At 72.3% G+C, this 17,539-nt stretch carries 14 protein-coding genes and 4 tRNA genes; 5 read left to right on the plus strand and 13 right to left on the minus strand.

All coding sequences use genetic code 11. The features are described from left to right. The first annotated feature begins 290 nt into the window (after positions 1 to 290). Positions 291 to 497 carry a developmental transcriptional regulator BldC gene (gene bldC / locus ACIBH3_RS22260; protein ID WP_014137253.1) on the plus strand — a complete coding sequence of 69 codons (207 nt, stop codon included), beginning with the start codon at positions 291 to 293 and terminating at the stop codon, positions 495 to 497. A 348-nt stretch (positions 498 to 845) separates the two neighbouring features. On the opposite strand, the gene ACIBH3_RS22265 is transcribed toward bldC, so the two are convergent. The 8 genes from ACIBH3_RS22265 to ACIBH3_RS22300 all read right to left on the minus strand — a co-directional run bounded on the left by ACIBH3_RS22265 (position 846) and on the right by ACIBH3_RS22300 (position 10,457). Beyond that, positions 846 to 919, minus strand: a tRNA-Asp gene (locus tag ACIBH3_RS22265). Between the two features lie 116 nt (positions 920 to 1,035). Then, positions 1,036 to 5,031, minus strand: a complete 3,996-nt coding sequence (gene hrpA, locus ACIBH3_RS22270) for an ATP-dependent RNA helicase HrpA (protein WP_396313776.1) — start codon at positions 5,029 to 5,031, stop codon at positions 1,036 to 1,038. A 235-nt stretch (positions 5,032 to 5,266) separates the two neighbouring features. Beyond that, positions 5,267 to 6,013 carry a histone deacetylase gene (locus ACIBH3_RS22275; protein WP_396313777.1) on the minus strand — a complete coding sequence of 249 codons (747 nt, stop codon included), beginning with the start codon at positions 6,011 to 6,013 and terminating at the stop codon, positions 5,267 to 5,269. A gap of 79 nt (positions 6,014 to 6,092) precedes the next feature. Next, positions 6,093 to 6,815 carry an oxygenase MpaB family protein gene (locus ACIBH3_RS22280; protein WP_396313778.1) on the minus strand — a complete coding sequence of 241 codons (723 nt, stop codon included), beginning with the start codon at positions 6,813 to 6,815 and terminating at the stop codon, positions 6,093 to 6,095. Beyond that, the gene (locus ACIBH3_RS22285; RefSeq protein WP_396313779.1) at positions 6,812 to 8,050 is read right to left on the minus strand and encodes an MAB_1171c family putative transporter; all 1,239 of its coding nucleotides are present in this window, start codon (positions 8,048 to 8,050) and stop codon (positions 6,812 to 6,814) included. The genes ACIBH3_RS22280 and ACIBH3_RS22285 overlap by 4 nt, the downstream gene beginning before the upstream one ends. Then, a complete protein-coding gene (locus ACIBH3_RS22290) occupies positions 8,043 to 8,606 on the minus strand; it encodes a hypothetical protein (RefSeq protein WP_396313780.1) in 564 nt (187 codons plus the stop codon). The genes ACIBH3_RS22285 and ACIBH3_RS22290 overlap by 8 nt, the downstream gene beginning before the upstream one ends. After that, on the minus strand, positions 8,603 to 9,082 hold the full coding sequence (locus ACIBH3_RS22295; protein ID WP_396313781.1) for a helix-turn-helix domain-containing protein: 480 nt from the start codon (positions 9,080 to 9,082) through the stop codon (positions 8,603 to 8,605). Before ACIBH3_RS22295 ends, ACIBH3_RS22290 begins: the two co-directional genes overlap by 4 nt. A gap of 391 nt (positions 9,083 to 9,473) precedes the next feature. Further along, complete coding sequence (locus tag ACIBH3_RS22300; protein WP_396313782.1) at positions 9,474 to 10,457, minus strand: LuxR C-terminal-related transcriptional regulator; 984 nt, start codon at positions 10,455 to 10,457, stop codon at positions 9,474 to 9,476. 98 nt (positions 10,458 to 10,555) lie between these two features. On the opposite strand from ACIBH3_RS22300, the gene ACIBH3_RS22305 reads away from it, so the two are divergent. From ACIBH3_RS22305 to ACIBH3_RS22315, 3 genes are all read left to right on the plus strand, one after another. After that, positions 10,556 to 11,353, plus strand: coding sequence for an ABC transporter ATP-binding protein (locus tag ACIBH3_RS22305; protein WP_396313783.1), 798 nt, complete (start codon positions 10,556 to 10,558; stop codon positions 11,351 to 11,353). Further along, the gene (locus tag ACIBH3_RS22310; protein WP_396313784.1) at positions 11,353 to 13,893 is read left to right on the plus strand and encodes an ABC transporter permease; all 2,541 of its coding nucleotides are present in this window, start codon (positions 11,353 to 11,355) and stop codon (positions 13,891 to 13,893) included. The genes ACIBH3_RS22305 and ACIBH3_RS22310 overlap by 1 nt, the downstream gene beginning before the upstream one ends. Positions 13,894 to 14,034: 141 nt before the next feature. Next, positions 14,035 to 14,481 (plus strand): hypothetical protein, encoded by a 447-nt coding sequence (locus ACIBH3_RS22315; protein WP_396313785.1) that lies wholly within the window; start codon positions 14,035 to 14,037, stop codon positions 14,479 to 14,481. Positions 14,482 to 14,612: 131 nt separating this feature from the next. Here ACIBH3_RS22315 and ACIBH3_RS22320 read toward each other — a convergent pair whose 3' ends face one another. Next, positions 14,613 to 14,888, minus strand: coding sequence for a hypothetical protein (locus ACIBH3_RS22320; protein WP_396313786.1), 276 nt, complete (start codon positions 14,886 to 14,888; stop codon positions 14,613 to 14,615). Between the two features lie 391 nt (positions 14,889 to 15,279). Here ACIBH3_RS22320 and ACIBH3_RS22325 point away from each other — a divergent pair, with 391 nt between their 5' ends. Then, on the plus strand, positions 15,280 to 16,524 hold the full coding sequence (locus ACIBH3_RS22325) for an ALF repeat-containing protein (RefSeq protein ID WP_396313787.1): 1,245 nt from the start codon (positions 15,280 to 15,282) through the stop codon (positions 16,522 to 16,524). A 162-nt stretch (positions 16,525 to 16,686) separates the two neighbouring features. On the opposite strand, the gene ACIBH3_RS22330 is transcribed toward ACIBH3_RS22325, so the two are convergent. The 4 genes from ACIBH3_RS22330 to ACIBH3_RS22345 form a co-directional block, all read right to left on the minus strand. Beyond that, a tRNA-Phe gene (locus ACIBH3_RS22330) sits at positions 16,687 to 16,760 on the minus strand. Between the two features lie 27 nt (positions 16,761 to 16,787). Next, positions 16,788 to 16,861, minus strand: a tRNA-Asp gene (locus ACIBH3_RS22335). A 59-nt stretch (positions 16,862 to 16,920) separates the two neighbouring features. Beyond that, positions 16,921 to 16,993 (minus strand) — tRNA-Glu (locus tag ACIBH3_RS22340). A gap of 139 nt (positions 16,994 to 17,132) precedes the next feature. Continuing rightward, positions 17,133 to 17,474: a metallopeptidase family protein gene (locus ACIBH3_RS22345; protein ID WP_396313851.1), complete on the minus strand. Its 342-nt coding sequence runs from the start codon at positions 17,472 to 17,474 to the stop codon at positions 17,133 to 17,135. Between the last annotated feature and the right edge of the window lie 65 nt (positions 17,475 to 17,539).

Genomic DNA, 17,539 nt, shown 5'->3' on the forward strand with positions numbered 1-17,539 from the left:
TGCTTTGCGGCGAATCAACTGGTCTGGTCCCCTCGTCACCGGTTGTCACTATGAAGTGACTGCCCGTTATGGGGTGGTCCATCGCCTTCCGTCGCTCTTGAACCCGTGAGGGGTCAATTTTGGCGGTTTGGTCGATAGGGCTGGACGGATGGTGTAGTTGTAGACACCAGGACAAGCCGTTCGTCCTATAACCGACTCGGCCCGTGTATGCCATTTCGGGCATCGCGGGCCAAGGTGCAGAATTTGAAGGATAGAACCGCCCTGGTTCGGTTCTCCCGAGGAGGCCGCTCATGACCGCTCGTACCCCTGATGCTGAACCCCTGCTGACGCCGGCGGAGGTTGCCACCATGTTCCGCGTGGACCCTAAGACGGTTACCCGTTGGGCCAAGGCCGGCAAGCTCACGTCCATTCGCACCCTCGGCGGGCACCGCCGGTACCGCGAGGCGGAGGTGCGCGCCCTGCTGGCCGGTATTCCGGCGCAGCGCACCGAGGCCTGATCGCGCCAGAGGCTCTTTGATCGAAGGGGCCGCATCCCAGACTCCGCCGGGTCCGGGAAGCGGCCCCTTCGGCATGCCCGGGGATATGGAATGCGCTATTCCGGGTGTCGGTCGAAGTGATGCGGGATGCCGGCGGGGCGGGGGGGATAATCAGTGAATAGAGGTACAATTTTACATATTAAATTAGGGGTGGCCGGTGAGGGGTGTGGGGTGTCCGGTCTCAGGAATGCATAAGTGACGCCGGTCACAGCGGCGGCTCTTGTGGTCCGGATCCAAGCCGCGGTAGCGGGTGAGGGGTCGTCAAACGCAGAAGGCCCGGAACCTTGCGGTTCCGGGCCTTCGGTACGGCGATCCTGACGGGACTTGAACCCGCGACCTCCACCTTGACAGGGTGGCGAGCTAACCAACTGCTCCACAGGACCATGGTTTCACTGCTGATCTCAGTGCTTGTCCGCTGCTTGCGCTGTGCGAACAAGACAGATCGTACTGCATGGCGGGCCCCCAGGTCGAACCGGCTCCCGAGGGCCCGCCGGGCAGGTCAGAGGGTGGCCTGCGCCGCCTCCATCGCCTTCATGATCCGCTTCTCCGAGACGGGCGTCGGCGTGCCCAGCGACTGCGCGAAGAAGCTGACCCGCAGCTCCTCGATCATCCAGCGGATCTGCCGCAGCTCCGGCGAGGGCCGGCGCCCGGCCGGCACGGACGCCAGCAGCTCCCCGTACGCGGACTGCACCTGCTGCACCTTCAGCAGGTTCTGGGCGTCGCGCTGGGGGTGGTTGGGCAGCGCCTCCAGCCGGCGGTCCACCGCGAGCAGATAGCGCTTCAGGTCGGGCAGCCGCCGCCAGCCGGAGTCGGTGACGAAGCCCGGGTACACCAGCGAGGCCAGGTGCAGCCGGACGTCGTTCACCGCGGTCAGCAGCACCGGGCTGCCGACCGTCTTCAGCCGGCTGGAGGCCTTCTGGAAGGCGATCAGCGCCATCGCCGTCTTCAGGGTGGTGTCGGCCGAGAGCTCGGCCAGATCGGCCCGCACCTTGTCGAAGAGCTTGCGGTACGCCGTCTCGTCCCAGGCGGGCCCGCCGGCCGCGGTCATCAGCTGGTCCGTGGCGCAGGCCACGATGTCCTCGAAGAGTGCCGTGATCGAGCCGTGCGGGTTGTGCGACAGCGCCAGCTTGGCCTGGTTGCCCAGTCGGCCCTGGATGGACTTGGCGGGCGAGTTGGTGGTCAGCATCAGCAGCCGGCGGGTGCCGTCCCACATCGCCTGCTGCTGCGCCTCGGGGGTGTCGAAGAGCCGCACGCCCACCGACTGGCCCTCGTCCACCAGCGCCGGGTAGGCGCGCAATGAGTGGCCGCGCGAGCGCTGCTCGAAGGTCCGCTGGAGCACCGGGAGGGAGGCCGGCCAGGCGGTCAGCCCGCCCTGCTCGATGCCCTGCCCGGAGGCGGCCGAGGAGAGCGTCTCCTTCAGCTTGGGCTTGAGCCTGAGCCGCAGCTCCTCCAGATCCTTGGACTCGGCCAGCCTGCGCTTGCCGTCCACCACCCGGAAGGTCACCCGCAGGTGGTCCGGCACCCGCTCGTCGTCCCACGCCTCCGGCGGGACGGTGACCGCCGTCAGCCGCTTGAGGATGTGCTCCAGGGTCGGCAGCAGGGGCTCCTGGCGGTCCTTCACCTGGCGCAGCGCGGCCCGGGCGAAGTCCGGTGCCGGTACGAAGTTGCGCCGGATCGCCTTGGGCAGCGCCCGGATGTAGGCCGTCACCAGCTCCTCGCGCAGGCCCGGGATCTGCCAGTCGAAGCCCTCGGAGGTGACCTGGTTCAGCACGGGCAGCGGGATGTGGACGGTCACGCCGTCCGCGTCGCTGCCCGGCTCGAACTGGTAGGTCAGCTTGAAGCGCAGCTTGCCCTGCTGCCAGTGGTCCGGGTAGTCCGCCTCGGTGACGCCGTCCGCCGAGTCGTTGATCAGCATCGACTTCTCGAAGTTCAGCAGGTCCGGCTGCTCGTGCCGGGCCTTCTTCCACCAGGAGTCGAAGTGCCGGGTGGAGACGATGTCCTCGGGCAGCCGGCCGTCGTAGAAGTCGAAGAGGGTCTGGTCGTCGACCAGGATGTCCCGGCGGCGGGCCCGGTTCTCCAGCTCCTCGACCTCGCTGAGCATCTTGCGGTTGGCCGCGAAGAAGTCGTGGTGCGTCTCCCAGTCGCCCTCAACCAGGGCGTTGCGGATGAACAGCTCCCGGCAGAGCTCCGGGTCGATCCGGCCGTAGTTGACCTTGCGCTGGGCGACCACCGGCATCCCGTAGAGGGTCACCTTCTCGTAGGCCAGCACCGCGCCGGCCTTCTTCTCCCAGTGCGGCTCGCTGTACGACTTCTTGATCAGGTGGCCCGCCAGCGGCTCGACCCACTCCGGTTCGATCTTGGCGTTGATCCGCGCCCACAGCCGGGACGTCTCCACCAGCTCGGCCGACATCACCCAGCGCGGCGGCTTCTTGAACAGGCCGGACCCCGGGAAGATCGCGAAGCGGGCGGCCCGGGCGCCGCCGTACTCGCGCTTCTCCACGTCGTACAGGCCGATGTGCGAGAGCAGGCCGGCCAGCAGCGACTGGTGGATGCGGTCGGCGTCCGGCTCACCCTCTTGGCCGCCGGCCTGGCTGGGGCCTTCCTCGATCGTGACCCCGAGCTGCTTGGCGACGGTGCGCAGCTGGGAGTAGATGTCCTGCCACTCCCGTATCCGCAGGTAGTTCAGGAACTCCGCCTTGCACATCCGGCGGAAGGCCGAAGAGGAGAGCTCCTTCTGCTGCTCCCTGACGTAGCGCCACATGGCGAGGAAGGCGAGGAAGTCGGAGGTCTCGGAGTTGAAGCGGCGGTGGCGCTCGTCGGCGGCCTGGCGCTTCTCGGTGGGGCGTTCGCGCGGGTCCTGGATGGAGAGCGCGGCCGCGATCACCATGACGTCGCGGACGCAGCCGTTCTTGTCCGCCTCCAGGACCATCCGGGCCATCCGGGGGTCGACCGGCAGCTGGGCGAGCTTGCGTCCCAGCGGGGTGAGGCGCTTGCGCGGGTCCTTCTCGGCCGGGTCGAGGGCGCCCAGCTCGTGCAGCAGGTTGACGCCGTCCTTGATGTTGCGCGAGTCCGGCGGGTCGAGGAAGGGGAAGGCGGCGATGTCGCCCAGGCCGGCCGCCGTCATCTGCAGGATGACCGAGGCCAGGTTGGTGCGCAGGATCTCGGCGTCGGTGAACTCGGGGCGGGAGAGGAAGTCCTCCTCCGAGTACAGCCGGATGCAGATGCCGTCCGAGGTACGGCCGCAGCGGCCCTTGCGCTGGTTGGCGCTGGCCTGGCTGACCGCCTCGATGGGCAGCCGCTGGACCTTGGTGCGGTGGCTGTAGCGGGAGATCCGGGCGGTGCCCGGGTCGATCACGTACTTGATGCCGGGGACGGTCAGCGAGGTCTCGGCGACGTTGGTGGCCAGCACGATCCGGCGGCTGCCGGAGCGCTGGAAGACCCGGTGCTGCTCGGCGGAGCTCAGCCGGGCGTACAGCGGCAGGACCTCGGTGAACTTCAGGTTGAGCCGGTTGAGCGCGTCGGCGGTGTCGCGGATCTCGCGCTCGCCGGAGAGGAAGACCAGGATGTCGCCCGGGCCTTCGGCCTGGAGCTCCTGGGCCGCGTCGCAGATCGCCTGGATCTGGTCGCGGTCGCGGTCCACGTCGGTGTCGTCCTCGTCGTTCTCGTCGAGGACCGGGCGGTAGCGGACCTCGACCGGATAGGTGCGGCCGGAGACCTCCACGATCGGGGCGTCGCCGAAGTGGCGGGCGAAGCGCTCCGGGTCGATGGTCGCCGAGGTGATGACGACCTTGAGGTCCGGGCGGCGCGGGAGCAGCTGTTTGACGTACCCGAGGATGAAGTCGATGTTGAGGCTGCGCTCGTGAGCCTCGTCGATGATCAGGGTGTCGTACTGGCGCAGCTCGCGGTCGGTCTGGATCTCGGCCAGCAGGATGCCGTCCGTCATCAGTTTGACCAGGGTGTCGGGGCCGACCTGGTCGGTGAAGCGGACCTTCCAGCCGACCGCCTCGCCGAGCGGGGTGTTCAGCTCCTCCGCGACGCGGTCCGCCACCGTGCGGGCGGCGATCCGGCGCGGCTGGGTGTGGCCGATCAGGCCCTGGACTCCGCGCCCCAGCTCCAGGCAGATCTTCGGGATCTGGGTGGTCTTCCCGGAGCCCGTCTCACCGGCCACGATCACCACCTGGTGGTCGCGGATCGCGGCGAGGATCTCGTCCTTCTTCTGGCTGACCGGCAGCTCTTCCGGGTACCGGATCGCGGGCACGGCGGCGCGGCGCTGTTCGACCCGCAGCTCGGCCTTGTCCAGGTCGGCGGCGATCTCGGCGGCGATCTTCTGCCAGGCGTCGGGCTTGCGGACCCGCCGGGCGCCCTCCAGCCTGCGCCCGATCCGCTGCTGGTCGCGCAGGGTCAGCTGGGGCAGGCGGGCGGCCAGCTCGCCCAGGCTCAGGCCCTCACTGGGTGCGCCGGCGGACTGGGCTACGGGAGAACTCACTGCGGGCATCCCTCTAGGTTCGCAAGGAGGTACGGCGGCGCGCACCTCAGTTTTTGAGCTCCTCCAGTGTCACAGCCACCGGCGGCCGCGCGCGAACCCCCTCTCCTGCGGGTGGCCGGGGCCGCCCGTGGACGGGGGCGGCCGGTGGGGCGGGCCTGGCGGCCGAGCATGGACACGGTGAGTCTCTGCACCACCGTGGACGGCAGGCTGCTGGGCACCGACACCGACTGGCTGCGGTGACGCCTCACATCGGCGGCGGCCCGGTGCCGGGGGACTCCAGCAGCGCCGCGAGGGCGCGCAGCGGGTAGGCACCCAGGGCGCCCGGGCGGCCGGCCAGGTAGCGGGCGCAGCGGGCGGCGTCCCAGCCGTGCGCCTCGCGCAGGCCGGCGGCGCAGTGCCGCAGATAGTGGGGGGAGGGCCGGTTGAGGTCGGCCCGGGCGCTGCGCCAGGGGGCGGTGAAGGTCAGCACGGGGTCGCCGTCGAGCCAGCCGGCGCAGATCAGCGTCTCGTACCGGCCCGGCCCGAGTTCGGCGCGGCCGGTGGCCAGGGCGGTGGCCAGGGCGGTGGCCGGGGCGTCGGCCGGGGCGGGCGGGGTGTCCGGGGCGAGGTGCATCTCCTGCGTCGCGATGTCGGCGAGCTGCCCGGCCGAGATCAGGTACGCCCTGGCCGGCAGCCGGCCGGGGTCGAGCGGGTCGTAGAAGGCCATGCCGCCCGTCCACACCCGGGACTCCTGGGCGAAGTGCAGCCCGCCGGGCAGCAGGACGGGCAGGCTCCGGGCGGGCGGGGCGCCGTCCCGGCAGCCCGGGTACGTACGGGCGCCGTCGGGCGGGCGGCCGCCGGTGAGGTAGTGGTCCAGGCGGGCGCGGTGCATGTTCGAGCCGTACGCGGCGTACCAGACCCGGGCCGGGGCGCCGGGCTGATCCGGCTGATCCGGCCGGTCCGGCAGCTCGGTGGGGTGCCGGTGGGAGGGGTACCGGGGGTGGCTGGCCACCCTTCCAGCTTGGCACCGGCGGGGAGCGGGCGGTGGTCGGGCGTCGGGGTTGTCGGGGTCGTCGGGAGGAGCCCGCGGGTCAGGGCCGGCCGCGTCGGCCGGAGCGGGCCCGGGCCCGCAGGGCAAGGCCGACCAGGAGGCGGACCGGCGCGCCCGGCCGCCGTACGCCCAGCGCCGCCCGCAGCGGCCCGTCCAGCAGGGTGGCGGCGACGGCGGGGGCCAGCGGCGCCAGCGGGCCGGGCAGCCGGTTGGCCAGCAGGCCGCCGGTCGCCGCCCACAGGGCCCGGCCCTCCGGGCTGGGCGCGAAGTCGCGGCTCTCGACCTCCGCCATCCACCGGGCCACCCCGGCGAGGTCGCCCCCGGGCGGTTCGGGCAGGCCGAGCGCGTCCGCGAGAGCGAGCTGGAAGGCGTGGGCCGCGTCCCGCTCGGCTTCGCCGACCGCCCTCGGCCCGTGCGCGTCGATGAAGCGCAGCGGGCAGACGGTGAAGCAGGCCAGCACGTAGTGCATCAGCTCGGGTGTGATGCCGGGCCGGTCGTGGATCCGGCGCAGCTCGGCGACCACCCGCCGCCCCTCGGCGCTCTGCGGGCCGTGCTCGATCAGCGCGAACATCGCGGCGCCGGTCGCCTTGCCCCGGGCGCGTGGATCGGTGGTCATCCGGCCGGTGCCGTGCAGCACGGTGGCGATGGCCGGGATGCCGAAGGTCCGGATGAAGCCGAGGGTGAGGCCGACCTTGGACTCCTGCGGCATCGTCTCCAGGACCAGCCGGGCGTACGCGTTGCGCGCGCCGTCGGCCCCGGTCACCGGGCAGGAGCGGCGGCGGCCAGGGCCTCGCCGGTCAGCGGCCCGCCCAGGCCGAGGGCGACGCGTACCAGGTGGGCCCGCTCCTCGCCCGGCTCCGCGTCCAGGCCGGGCAGAGTGACCTGCTCCTCGCGCGGGCGCGGCGGCACCCCGGCGTTGAGCGCCTCGACGGCGGAGCGCAGGGCGGCGGCCACGATCAGGGCGGCCCGCTCCGCCTCGTCCAGTGCGGCCCGCTCGGCGACCGCGGTGGTGGCCGCGACGACGGCCGGGTCGACCCAGGGGCGCAGGGTGAGCTGTCCGTCCCGGATCTCCAGCCCGCGCCGGGCGGTGCGCCACTCCAGGTCGCGCAGGGCCAGCCGTTCCGTCCAGGCGGAGGGCGGCGCCTCCAGCGCGAGGCGCCGGTCGGCCCGGTAGACGAGGTCCCAGAGCGGGCGCAGCGCGCGGTAGTCGCGGCGGCGGCGCAGCCAGGCGGCGCCGGCGGGGCCGGCGAAGCCGACGGTGATCAGTACGGCTCCGGCGGCCGCGAAGACGGGGCCGAGGCCGGTGCTCAGCCAGTCCAGGCCGGTGGCCCCGGCTCCGGCGGCGCCGACCGCGATGATCTTGCACAGGACGTACCCGCAGGCGGTCAGGGCGCCGCAGGCGATCAGCCGGATGCCGCGGCGCAGCCAGCCGGTGGGCAGCCGGGCGGCATGGCCCAGGCAGACCCGGCTGATGTCGATCAGCGCGAAGGCGAACAGGCCCTGGTAGACGGCCAGGAAGACGGCGATGGCCGGCTCGTTCGCGAAGGTGGTGTCGAAGGTCAGGGGTGTCTCGGGGCTGTCGGCGCCGCCCGCGAGGAACAGCGCGATCATGACCGGGACGAGGGCGGCGAAGACCGCCAGGCGCCGGCGTGCCCGCTGCCAGGTCTCGGCCGTGGCGGCCGCCCAGACGAGCGCGCCGGCCCGCTCGGTCGGCGGGGTCCAGATCGTCGCCAGTACGACGGTGGCGGCCGAGAACCCGGTGATCGCCAGGTAGACCAGTAATGTGGCCAGGTTGCCGACGTGGGTGATCCGGTCGATCAGCCGGTACAGCACGGGCGAGGCCATCACGAACGCCGTCGCGGGGGAGGCGATCGCCAGGGCGACCACGAGCAGTCCGCGGGAGGGCTCCCGGCGCCAGGCCCGGATCTTGAGGCCGGCCACCACCCAGGCCGCGGCGCCGATGCCCAGGTAGGCGAGGTCGAACGGTATGTCAGACATGCTGGCCCCTGCGGTGTTCCAGCGCGGGTGCCAGCTGGGAGGTCGTCCCGGCGCCGGGGGCCAGCACCAGGATGCGCATCAGCTCGGCGCCCAGCACCTCGGCCTCGGCCTCCGCCGCGTCGTCGTAGTGCGAGCGGCCGAGCACCAGGCGCAGCATCTCCGGGTCGATGGTGGGCAGTTCGACCCGGGCCGCCTCCTGGTCGGGCGGCGGGACCTCGGCCAGGTGCCCGCACAGCAGGTGGGCGAGCTCGTGGCAGATGATGTGGGCCTGGTGCAGGCCCGAGGTCTCCTGCTCGAAGTGGATCACGTCGGCGTCGGCCCGGCGCTCCACGAACCCGGACGGTTCGCCCACCCGCATCCGTCGGGGCACCAGCCGCACGGGACGCCCGACCCGGTCGGCGACGGCCGCGCAGAGCTCCTCCACCGTGCTCAGCGGCGGCAGGTCGAGCTGCCTGGCCATCGCCCTCATCCGGCGGCGGGTACGGGCCAAACCTTGCACGTGCTCCCCCTCGGGCAGCCGCCAGGCTCCCAGCGGCATCTCCTGATAGTCGGTCACGCCGCAGGGTTGCCGTCGGAGCCACCGTCGTCGGGCAGGCCGACCGCCCTGCGCAGCTGTTCCACAATAGTGAGGGCCGCGTCCTGCATCGCGGGCGGCAGGCCTGCCGCGCGCATCGCGATGCGCTCCACCCGGGCGTCGCGCAGCGCCTCGATCTTCTGCAGGTCGCGTTCGACGGCCTGGGCGGTGGCGGAGTCACTGAAGTAGTCCAGCGGGACCCCGAAGAACTTGGCGATCTTGACCGCGTTCTCCAGGCTCGGCTTCTGGGTGCCCTTGCGGAGGTTCCCGATGTACGTCCCGCTCAGGCCCGTCCCCTCGGCGATCTCCGAGTCGCGCCAGGGGCGGCCGAGGTCCTTGGGGTAGATCACCTTGATCAGGCGCCGGAACCTGGCCGCGAAGTCTGCGGAGCCCGCGGGCTCGTCGCCCTGACGGGGCCGAGGAGCCGGTGCTTCCGGCTGTGGAGTATCCGTGGACATGTGCCGGATCATAGAACGTTCTGACACTTCGCCAGAATCCTTCCCTCGTTCCGATCTGCACGATCGTTTGGGATGAACCGGGGAGAACGGTGCGAAACGCGTGAGGAATTGGTGCAATCCTCCTCGGCGTCGGCCACTCGATCCACGATAGTTGACACACCTTCAGTGCCGGTGCAGGATCGGGGCCCGTGGCCCGGGGCGCATGGCTTCCAGATCGTCCCGCGCTCCTGTACCGCATGCTCCGGGCGCCGCTGCCTCACGGGGGTGGGCAACGGCGCCCGGCGTGCAGCACGGGAGGCTCCACGGCATTCACGAGCAGCCCGCCGGGCCGGCCGGGGCCGTCGCCTGCGGGACGCGAGCTGAACCGACGCGAGCAGATGAGGCCCGGCCGTCAGATCCAGCCCTTCTCCTTCGCCAGCAGCCCGGCCTGGAAGCGGTTGGCCGCGCCCAGGCGCAGCATGATGTCGGCGACGTACCGGCGGAAGGTCCGGATCGAGACGCCCATCTCGCGCGCCGCCGCCTCGTCCTTCTCGGTACGGGTGAGGACGCCGAGCACCAGGCGCTCGGTCTCCGACAGCTGCGGTCCGGTGCCGGCCGGGGAGTCCTCGGCGGGCAGTTCCTCGGCGCTCTCCCAGACCTGCTCGAACCAGGCCACCGTGTTGGCCACCAGTCCGGCCTGGCGGACCACCAGGGTGGCCTGGAGGTGGTTGTCCGGGTCCACCGGCACCATCGAGACGCCGCGGTCCCAGATCACCATCCGCCGGATCGCCTGCTCGGTGCAGCGGACCTGGCCGCCGAGGGCGACCAGCTCCCGCAGGTAGGCGAGGGTCAGCGGGTCGGCGAGCGCCGCCGGGCCGACCACCGTGCGCCAGCGGATCCCCCGCCGCAGCATCCGCAGATCGGAGGGCCTGGCCAGCTCGATGCTCTCCGGCTGCCAGCGGTCCGGCACCAGTGCCATCAGCTCGCGGAATGTGAAGAAGGCGAGGTCGGCGAGGCGGGTGCGGATCGCGTCGACACCGTCGATCCGCTCGATGTCGCCCGCCGGCGCCTCCTCCATGCCGTGCCGGTGATCCTCTGCCAGGGAGGCGATCGCCTTGCGCGCCGCGCGCACCTCGTCGCTCTCGGCCTGGAGCTCGCCGAGCCGCTGGTCGATCAGCCACTCCACCGCCACCGCCGGGTCGGAGACCAGCACGGTGTGCCGGTCGGAGAGTCTCAACAGGCTTTTGGCCTGTAGTGATTCGAGTACTTCGTCGACCGCGTCGCGGTCCATCCCGAAGTCCTCGCAGGCCGACTCGGCGCCCCGCCCCGGGTGCCGGAGGAAGTACCGGTAGAGCCGCAGGTGCTCGGACGGCACCCCCACCGCGTTCAGTTCCACTGCCGTATCCCCCGTGCATCTGTTCGATGACAGCATCGTGCCATCCGCTGCCACTTCTGACCGTGGATGGGGTGGATCAGTGCCGCCACGATGAAGGCATGGCAAAGATCTCCTCCACGGCGGCCCGCGGGACCGCCCGTTCCGCCTCCGGGTCCGACGAGGGCTCCTCGGCGGCCGTCCGCCTCACCGGCGTCGGCAAGGTGTACGGCAAGGGCGGTGGCGCCGTCCACGCGCTGCGCGGCGTCACCATCGACATCCCGCGCGGCAGCTTCACCGCCGTCATGGGGCCCTCCGGCTCCGGGAAGAGCACCTTCCTGCACTGCGCCGCCGGCCTGGACCACCCCACCAGCGGCACCGTCCAGCTCGGTGGCACGGACCTGAGCGGGCTGGACGAGACCCGCCTGACCCACCTGCGCCGGGACCGGATCGGCTTCGTCTTCCAGGCCTTCAACCTGCTCCCATCGCTGACGGTCACCCAGAACATCACGCTGCCGCTGCGGCTGGCCGGCCGCCGGGCCGACCAGGGCTGGCTCTCGGAGATCGTCGAGCGGGTCGGCCTCGGAGGCCGCACCGAACACCGGCCCGCCGAGCTGTCGGGCGGCCAGCAGCAGCGGGTGGCGATCGCCCGGGCACTGGTCACCCGCCCCGAGGTGGTCTTCGCGGACGAGCCCACCGGCGCGCTCGACACCATGACCGCCAAGGAGGTGCTCGGTCTGCTGCGCCAGACCGTCGACTCCCTCGGCCAGACCGTCGTCATGGTCACCCACGACCCGGTCGCCGCCTCCTACGCGGACACCGTGCTGTTCCTCGCCGACGGCGACATCGTCGACGCGATGACGGCGCCGACCGCCGACCGGGTCGCCGAGCGGATGAGCCGACTGGGAGCGTGGGCCTGATGTTCGCCCTCGCCATGAGTACGCTGCGCGCCCGCAAGGGCGCCTTCGTGGGCGCGTTCGTCGCGCTGCTCTGCGCGGCCGCGATGGTCACGGCCTGCGGGGCACTGCTCGACACCGGCCTGCGCGGACGGATCCCCACCGAGCGCTACACCGGTGCAGCCGTCCTGGTCACCGCCGACCAGGAGGTGCACTGGGACGAGTCGAAGAAGGGCAAGACCAAGGTCAAGTCGAAGCCGCTGACCGAGCGGGCCTGGCTGGACGCCGCCACCACCGGCCGGCTCACCGGCCTCGCGGGCGTACGGGCCGTCGTCCCCGAGCTCACCTTCCCCGCCCAGGTGCTGCTGCCCGGCGGCCGGGCCGTGGGCGGCGACTCCTTCGGCCACGCCTGGGACTCCGCCCCACTCACCCCGTTCGCGCTGCGTGAGGGGCGCGCCCCCGCCTCGGCCGACGAGGTGGTCCTGGACGCGGCCCTGGCCCGGGGCGCGGGCGCCCGGGTGGACTCCACCGTCACCGTGCAGTCCACCGACACGCCCAGGACGTACCGGGTCGTCGGCCTCGCCCTGCCGCAGGCCGGCGCGCCGGGCGGGGAGGCGCTGAGCCGTCAGTCGTCGGTGTTCTTCGCCGCGCCGGAGGCACAGCGGCTGGCCGGGCACCCCGGCCGGGTCTCGGTCATCGGCCTGCTGGCCGAGCCGGGCACCGACATCGCGGCGCTGCGCGGCCGGGTCGCCCAGGCGCTGGCCGGCACCGGCGCCAAGGTCCGTACCGGCGACGAGCGCGGCCCGGTGGAGTTCCTCGGCGCCGACAAGGCCCGGGTGGGCCTGGTCAGCCTGGGCGCCGCGCTCGGCGGGACCTCGCTGCTGGTGGCGATGCTCGTGGTGGTCGGCACCTTCGCACTGTCGATCCAGCAGCGCTCGCGCGAACTGGCGCTGCTGCGCGCCGTGGGGGCGACACCCCGTCAGCTCCGTCGGCTGGTCGGCCGGGAGGCCCTGGTGGTCGGCCTGCTCGCGGCGGTGCCCGGCGCGTTCGCCGGTCTCGGACTGGCCCGCTGGATGTACGGCCGGTTCGTCGCGGTCGGCGCCCTGCCCGACACCCTGGAGCTCACGCTGAGCGCGTTCCCGCCCTGCGCGGCGGTCCTCGCCACGCTGCTCGCCGCCTGGGCGGCGGCCAGGGTCTCGGCCCGCCGGCCCTCCCAGGTCCGCCCGACCGAGGCGCTCGCCGAGGCGGCCGCCGGCAAGCCCCGCCCGGGCGCGGTACGCCTGACCGTGGGGGCGCTGATCACGGTCGGGTACGTCGTGCTGCTGCTGGTGCTGCGCGGCCTGGAGACCGAGGCGGCCGCCACGCCCGTCACCTACCTGACCGTCGTGCTCGCCGCGGTGGCCGTGGCACTGCTCGGCCCGCTCACCACCCGCGCCGCCACCGCGGTGCTCGGGCTGGTCACCCGGGCCGTCTCCCCGGCGGCCGGCTTCCTCGCCGCAAGCAACACCCGGGCCAACGCCCAGCGGCTCGCCGCCGTCGTCACCCCGCTCAGCCTGGCCGTCGCGATGACCTCCACCATCCTGTTCACCCAGACCACCGCCGACCACGCGGCCCGCGAGCAGGCCGTGGCCGGCTCCGTCGCCGGCCAGGTGCTGGCCGCCTCCGGGCCGGGCGTCCCGGCGGCCGCGGCCGAGGCCGTCCGCGCCGTACCCGGCGTCGACGGCGTGACCGAGGTCGTCCGGACCGCCGTCCGGGCCGGCCGGGACAAGTTCCCCGCCCAGGGCGTCACCCCGCAGGGGCTGGCCCGCACGCTGGACCTCGACGTCATCTCCGGCTCCCTGGACGCCATGGCCGAGGACACCGTCGCGGTGAGCCGGCTCGCCGCCGAGACCAGGAGCGTCGCGGTCGGCGATACCCTCAAGGTCACCCTGGGCGACGGCACCGAGGTCGCGCTGCGCGTCGTCGCGGTCTACCGGCGGGGCCTCGGCTTCGGCGATCTCACCCTGCCCCGCGCGCTGGTCGCGGCCCACACCGACAACCCGATCAGCGGCTCGGTGCTCGTCCACGGCACCGCCGCCCCCGCCGCCCTGCAGACGGCGCTGCGCGACTTCCCCGCGGTACGGGTGCTCGACCGCCGGCAGACCGACGCGGCACGGCAGGCCCAGTCGACCACCCGGGCGCAGGTCAACTACGTCGCGATGGGCCTGATCATCGCCTTCACCGGGATCGCGGTCGTCAACACCCTGGTGATGGCCACCTCGGCCCGCCGTCGGGAGTTCGCCCTGCTGCGCCTGGTCGGCACGACCCGCCGCCAGGTCCGCGCCGTGCTGCGGTGGGAGACGCTCACCGTCGTGCTGCTCGCCGTCGCCCTCGGCACGGCGGTGGCCTACCTGACCCTCGGTGCCTTCGCCACCGGTATGACCGGCGGCAGTCCGTACGTGCCGCCGCTCAGCTACCTCGGCGTCATCGGCGCGGCGGCCGCGCTCGCCTTCGCCGCCACCGGCCTCCCGCTGCGTGCGGCGCTGCGCACCGCCGCCGTCGACGCGATCGGCGCCCGGGAGTAGCGCGGCCGGCCGGCCCGCGTGGCGCCCCGGCCGACCGCCGGCGTACGGACCCCCGTACGCCGGCGGCCGGCTCTGTCGTCGGCCTCGTTTGCCGGCGTTCGGTGGCTCGCGGTCGCCGCTCAGGCCAGCCCGCCCGCCCCGGTGTCTCGAAAGCGGCCCGGGAAGAAGGAGCTGGCGCCGCTGATCGCCGCACTTCCCGAGACGGAGAAGAACGATCTCCTGTTGCGCCTGGCCATGGGCGATGAGCCTCAGCTGGGAGCCGAACTCCTGCGCCGACCGCGTGGCGAACCGCCTGCCGTGACCGTGCCGGGGCAGCGCTCAGCCGCAGAACTGCTGGACGCAGCGCACACGCGAGCCACCGAACGCCTGCAGCGCGCCGAGCGGGTTCGAGCCGAGGCACGGGCGAAGAAGCTGACCGCCCCGGCCGCCGACGAGGAAGCGATCTGGCGCGAGGTAGAGAACCACGTAGCCCATGAGCAGGCGGCCCGCTACGACGTCGCCGTGGCCCTCCTGGTCGAGCTCCGTGACGCCTGCGACCACGTCGAACGCGGCCCTCTAGTTCCGGCAGCGGCTGGCCGCGCTCCGTGACCAGTACCGGCGCCTGCCCGGCCTGCTGCGCCGGCTCGACGACCGGGCCCTGCGGGGCTGACGCCCGTCCTTTCCGCATGGGGCACGCCGAGGGACACCGGTGGGCCCAGGCTGCAATCCGGCAGCTGGAGTCACTGACCCTCGGTCCAGAGCTGCTGGAGTCGCGCGATCGCCTGGGCCTTGTTCAGCTCGGCGACCTGGTCCTCGGCGAGCCCGACGCGGTTGATCAGCATGTGGACCAGATCTGCGGGGAGTGCCTCGCGTGGTGGCTCAGGCTCGCCTCGATCGGGGAGCGTGCCGTCCAGGACGCACGGCCAGAAGACGTCCTCCGTCACGTCCAGCTGATCGCGGAGGATGTGCGCCCACATGCTCGCGCCGTACGCGGTGCGGTCGACCGGATGCGACACCCGAGTACGCAGGATCCGCCCATCGGGGAGCCCGAACTCATAGGTGATGTGGTGGGTACCGGTGCGGCCGTGGCTGTCGTCCGATGCGTCTCCGACTGCACCGCTGTTGGCATACGAGTTGGCATACGGGGTCGCGATTCCGGAGGGCAGTGCCCAAAACCGTTGTTGCTGCTCATCCCTCGGCCCCTCCCGCTGGTGCGCGACGGATCCCGAAGCGTAGGACGTGGCGGAAATGTGTTCGCCGGTGGGGTGTCGTCGCTATACGATCACTCGGCCGACCGCTGAGGTGTCACGCGGGGCTCATTCGTATTCAGATCCCGGGGGACCGTTGAAGATCCGTCGTTCGCTTGCTGCTGCCGTCCTCCTTGCCACGGCCGCCGCACCCGTTGTCATGGGCGCCGCCCCGGCGTTCGCCGACACCGCCCCGGCGGGGCAGGAGCAGACCGACCCGGCCGAGGCGAAGGCGGACGAGGAGAACCGGGCAGCGATCGAGAGGCTGCTCGTCTACCCGAACGACTACCTGCTCACGGCCCCGAGCGACTACCTCCGCGAGCATGCGGCGATTGCGCTCGCCGGTGCCCCGGCGGACCGGGCGCACTTCCTCGCGGTGGAGGTGGACAAGATCCGCCTGGACGACGCGCGGGTCGCGATCCTGCGGATGATGAACGTCGGTGGTCCGACCGTGAAGAAGGCCGGCAACGCCGCGCTCGATTCGGACGGCATCGAGGTGCTCCGCGCCTTCCTGAAGGTCGGCCAGTACGCGGCCCGCGGGGAGGACGAGAACCGCGCCGAGGTGCAGCGGATCCTCGACGATCCGAAGAGTGGACCCGGTGTGCGCGAGGGTGCGCAGAAGGCGCTCGCGGGTACTGCCACGGACGTCGAGCACTTCCTCAAGGCGGGGCTGAAGACGGCCGCGGAGCACGACGACCGGGTCCTGCTCAGTCAGATCATGGCTCGTGGTGGCCCGGCGGTGCAGAAGGCCGCCAACGCCGCGATGTCCGGTACCGTCGAGGATGTCCGCGAGTTCCTGAAGACCGGCCAGTACATCGCCCGGGCGGAGGACGAGAACCGCGCCGAGGTCCAGCGCGTCGTCGACGACTCGAACACCGGCCGGCACGTCCGGGAGGCAGCCGAGAAGGCGCTCGCCGGCACCGCCGCGGACGTCGAGCACTTTCTGAAGGCGGAGCTGGAGCCGCTGCGGGCCAGCGACGACCGGATCCATGCCTCCCAGGTCATCGAGGCCGGGGGCCCCGAGGTCCAGAAGGCCGGCACCGCCGCGCTCAACGGCACCCTTGCGGACGTCCGGGCATTCCTGAAGGAGGGGCAGCTCACGGCCCGCGCCAAGGACAAGGCCGCCGCGAAGGCCCCTGCCGAGGCCGCGCAGAGCGACTCCGGTACCACTCTGCCGGCTGCCACCGTGGCCCCCGGCTCCGCCGCGGTGGTGCCCGCTTCCGTCATCACCGGCACGACGACCGCCTCGACCACGGTCCCCTTCACGGACGGCCAGGCCACCGGCGGCTCGCTGGCCGCCACCGGCTCGACCACCCCGCTCGGGCAGCTCGCCGCCGCGAGCGGCGCGGCCGTCCTGCTGGGCGCCGGCGCGGTCGCCGCCTCGCGCCGCCGTTCGCAGGCCTGATCACCCTCCTCCGTCGGCCGGCGCGCGGGTTCGCGCCGGCCGACGGAGTGCTTCCGTCACACCACCATCCGGGCTGGGAAGCCTTCGCGCGAATCGCATGCGCGGCATGCAAAAGGCTCCACCGAGAGATCTCGGTGGAGCCTTTGTGCTGTTCAGCAGCTGTGGCCAGGGCCGGGGTCGAACCGGCGACCTTCCGCTTTTCAGGCGGACGCTCGTACCAACTGAGCTACCTGGCCGTACTGCGACGCCTCTTGCGAGACGAGCGATCCTGACGGGACTTGAACCCGCGACCTCCACCTTGACAGGGTGGCGAGCTAACCAACTGCTCCACAGGACCTCGTGCGGATGGAATCCGCCCCGGCATCTTGCGATGCCGACTTTACTACGTTACTGCTGTGCCCCCAACGGGATTCGAACCCGTGCTACCGCCTTGAAAGGGCGGCGTCCTGGGCCACTAGACGATGAGGGCTTGCGGCCTGTCCGGCTGATTTCCAGCGTTCGGGGACGTCGAGAAGCATATGGGATCCCGGGCGGATCGCCAAAACGGGTTTGGTCCGGTCAGGGCAGCGGCCTGGCGGGAGGGCGGTGCGGGCGCCGGCGCGCGCCGGTCAGGACCAGCCGAGCTCGTCGAGCTCGTGGTCATCGAAGCCGAAGTGGTGGGCGACCTCGTGGATCACCGTGGTGCGGACCTCGGCGACCGCCTCCTCGCGGGTCTCGCAGTGCCGCAGCGTCGGGCCGCGGTAGACGATGATCCGGTCGGGCAGGACACCGGCGTACCACTCGCCACGCTCGGTGAGCGGGGTGCCCTCGTACAGGCCGAGGAGATCCGGGGTGGCGGGGTCGGGTTCCTCCTCCACGAACACGGCGACGTTGTCCATCATGGCCGTGAGCTGCGGGGGAATCTGGTCGAGGGCGTCGCTGACCAGCGTCTCGAAGTGTTCCCGGGTCATCTCCACCGGTTCATTGTCGGGTCTGCGATGACGGTGTGCCAGGTGATCGCGGCCGGTGTTTCATG

It is taken from the genome of Kitasatospora sp. NPDC050543 (genome assembly GCF_044457565.1).
Lineage (GTDB): Bacteria > Actinomycetota > Actinomycetes > Streptomycetales > Streptomycetaceae > Kitasatospora.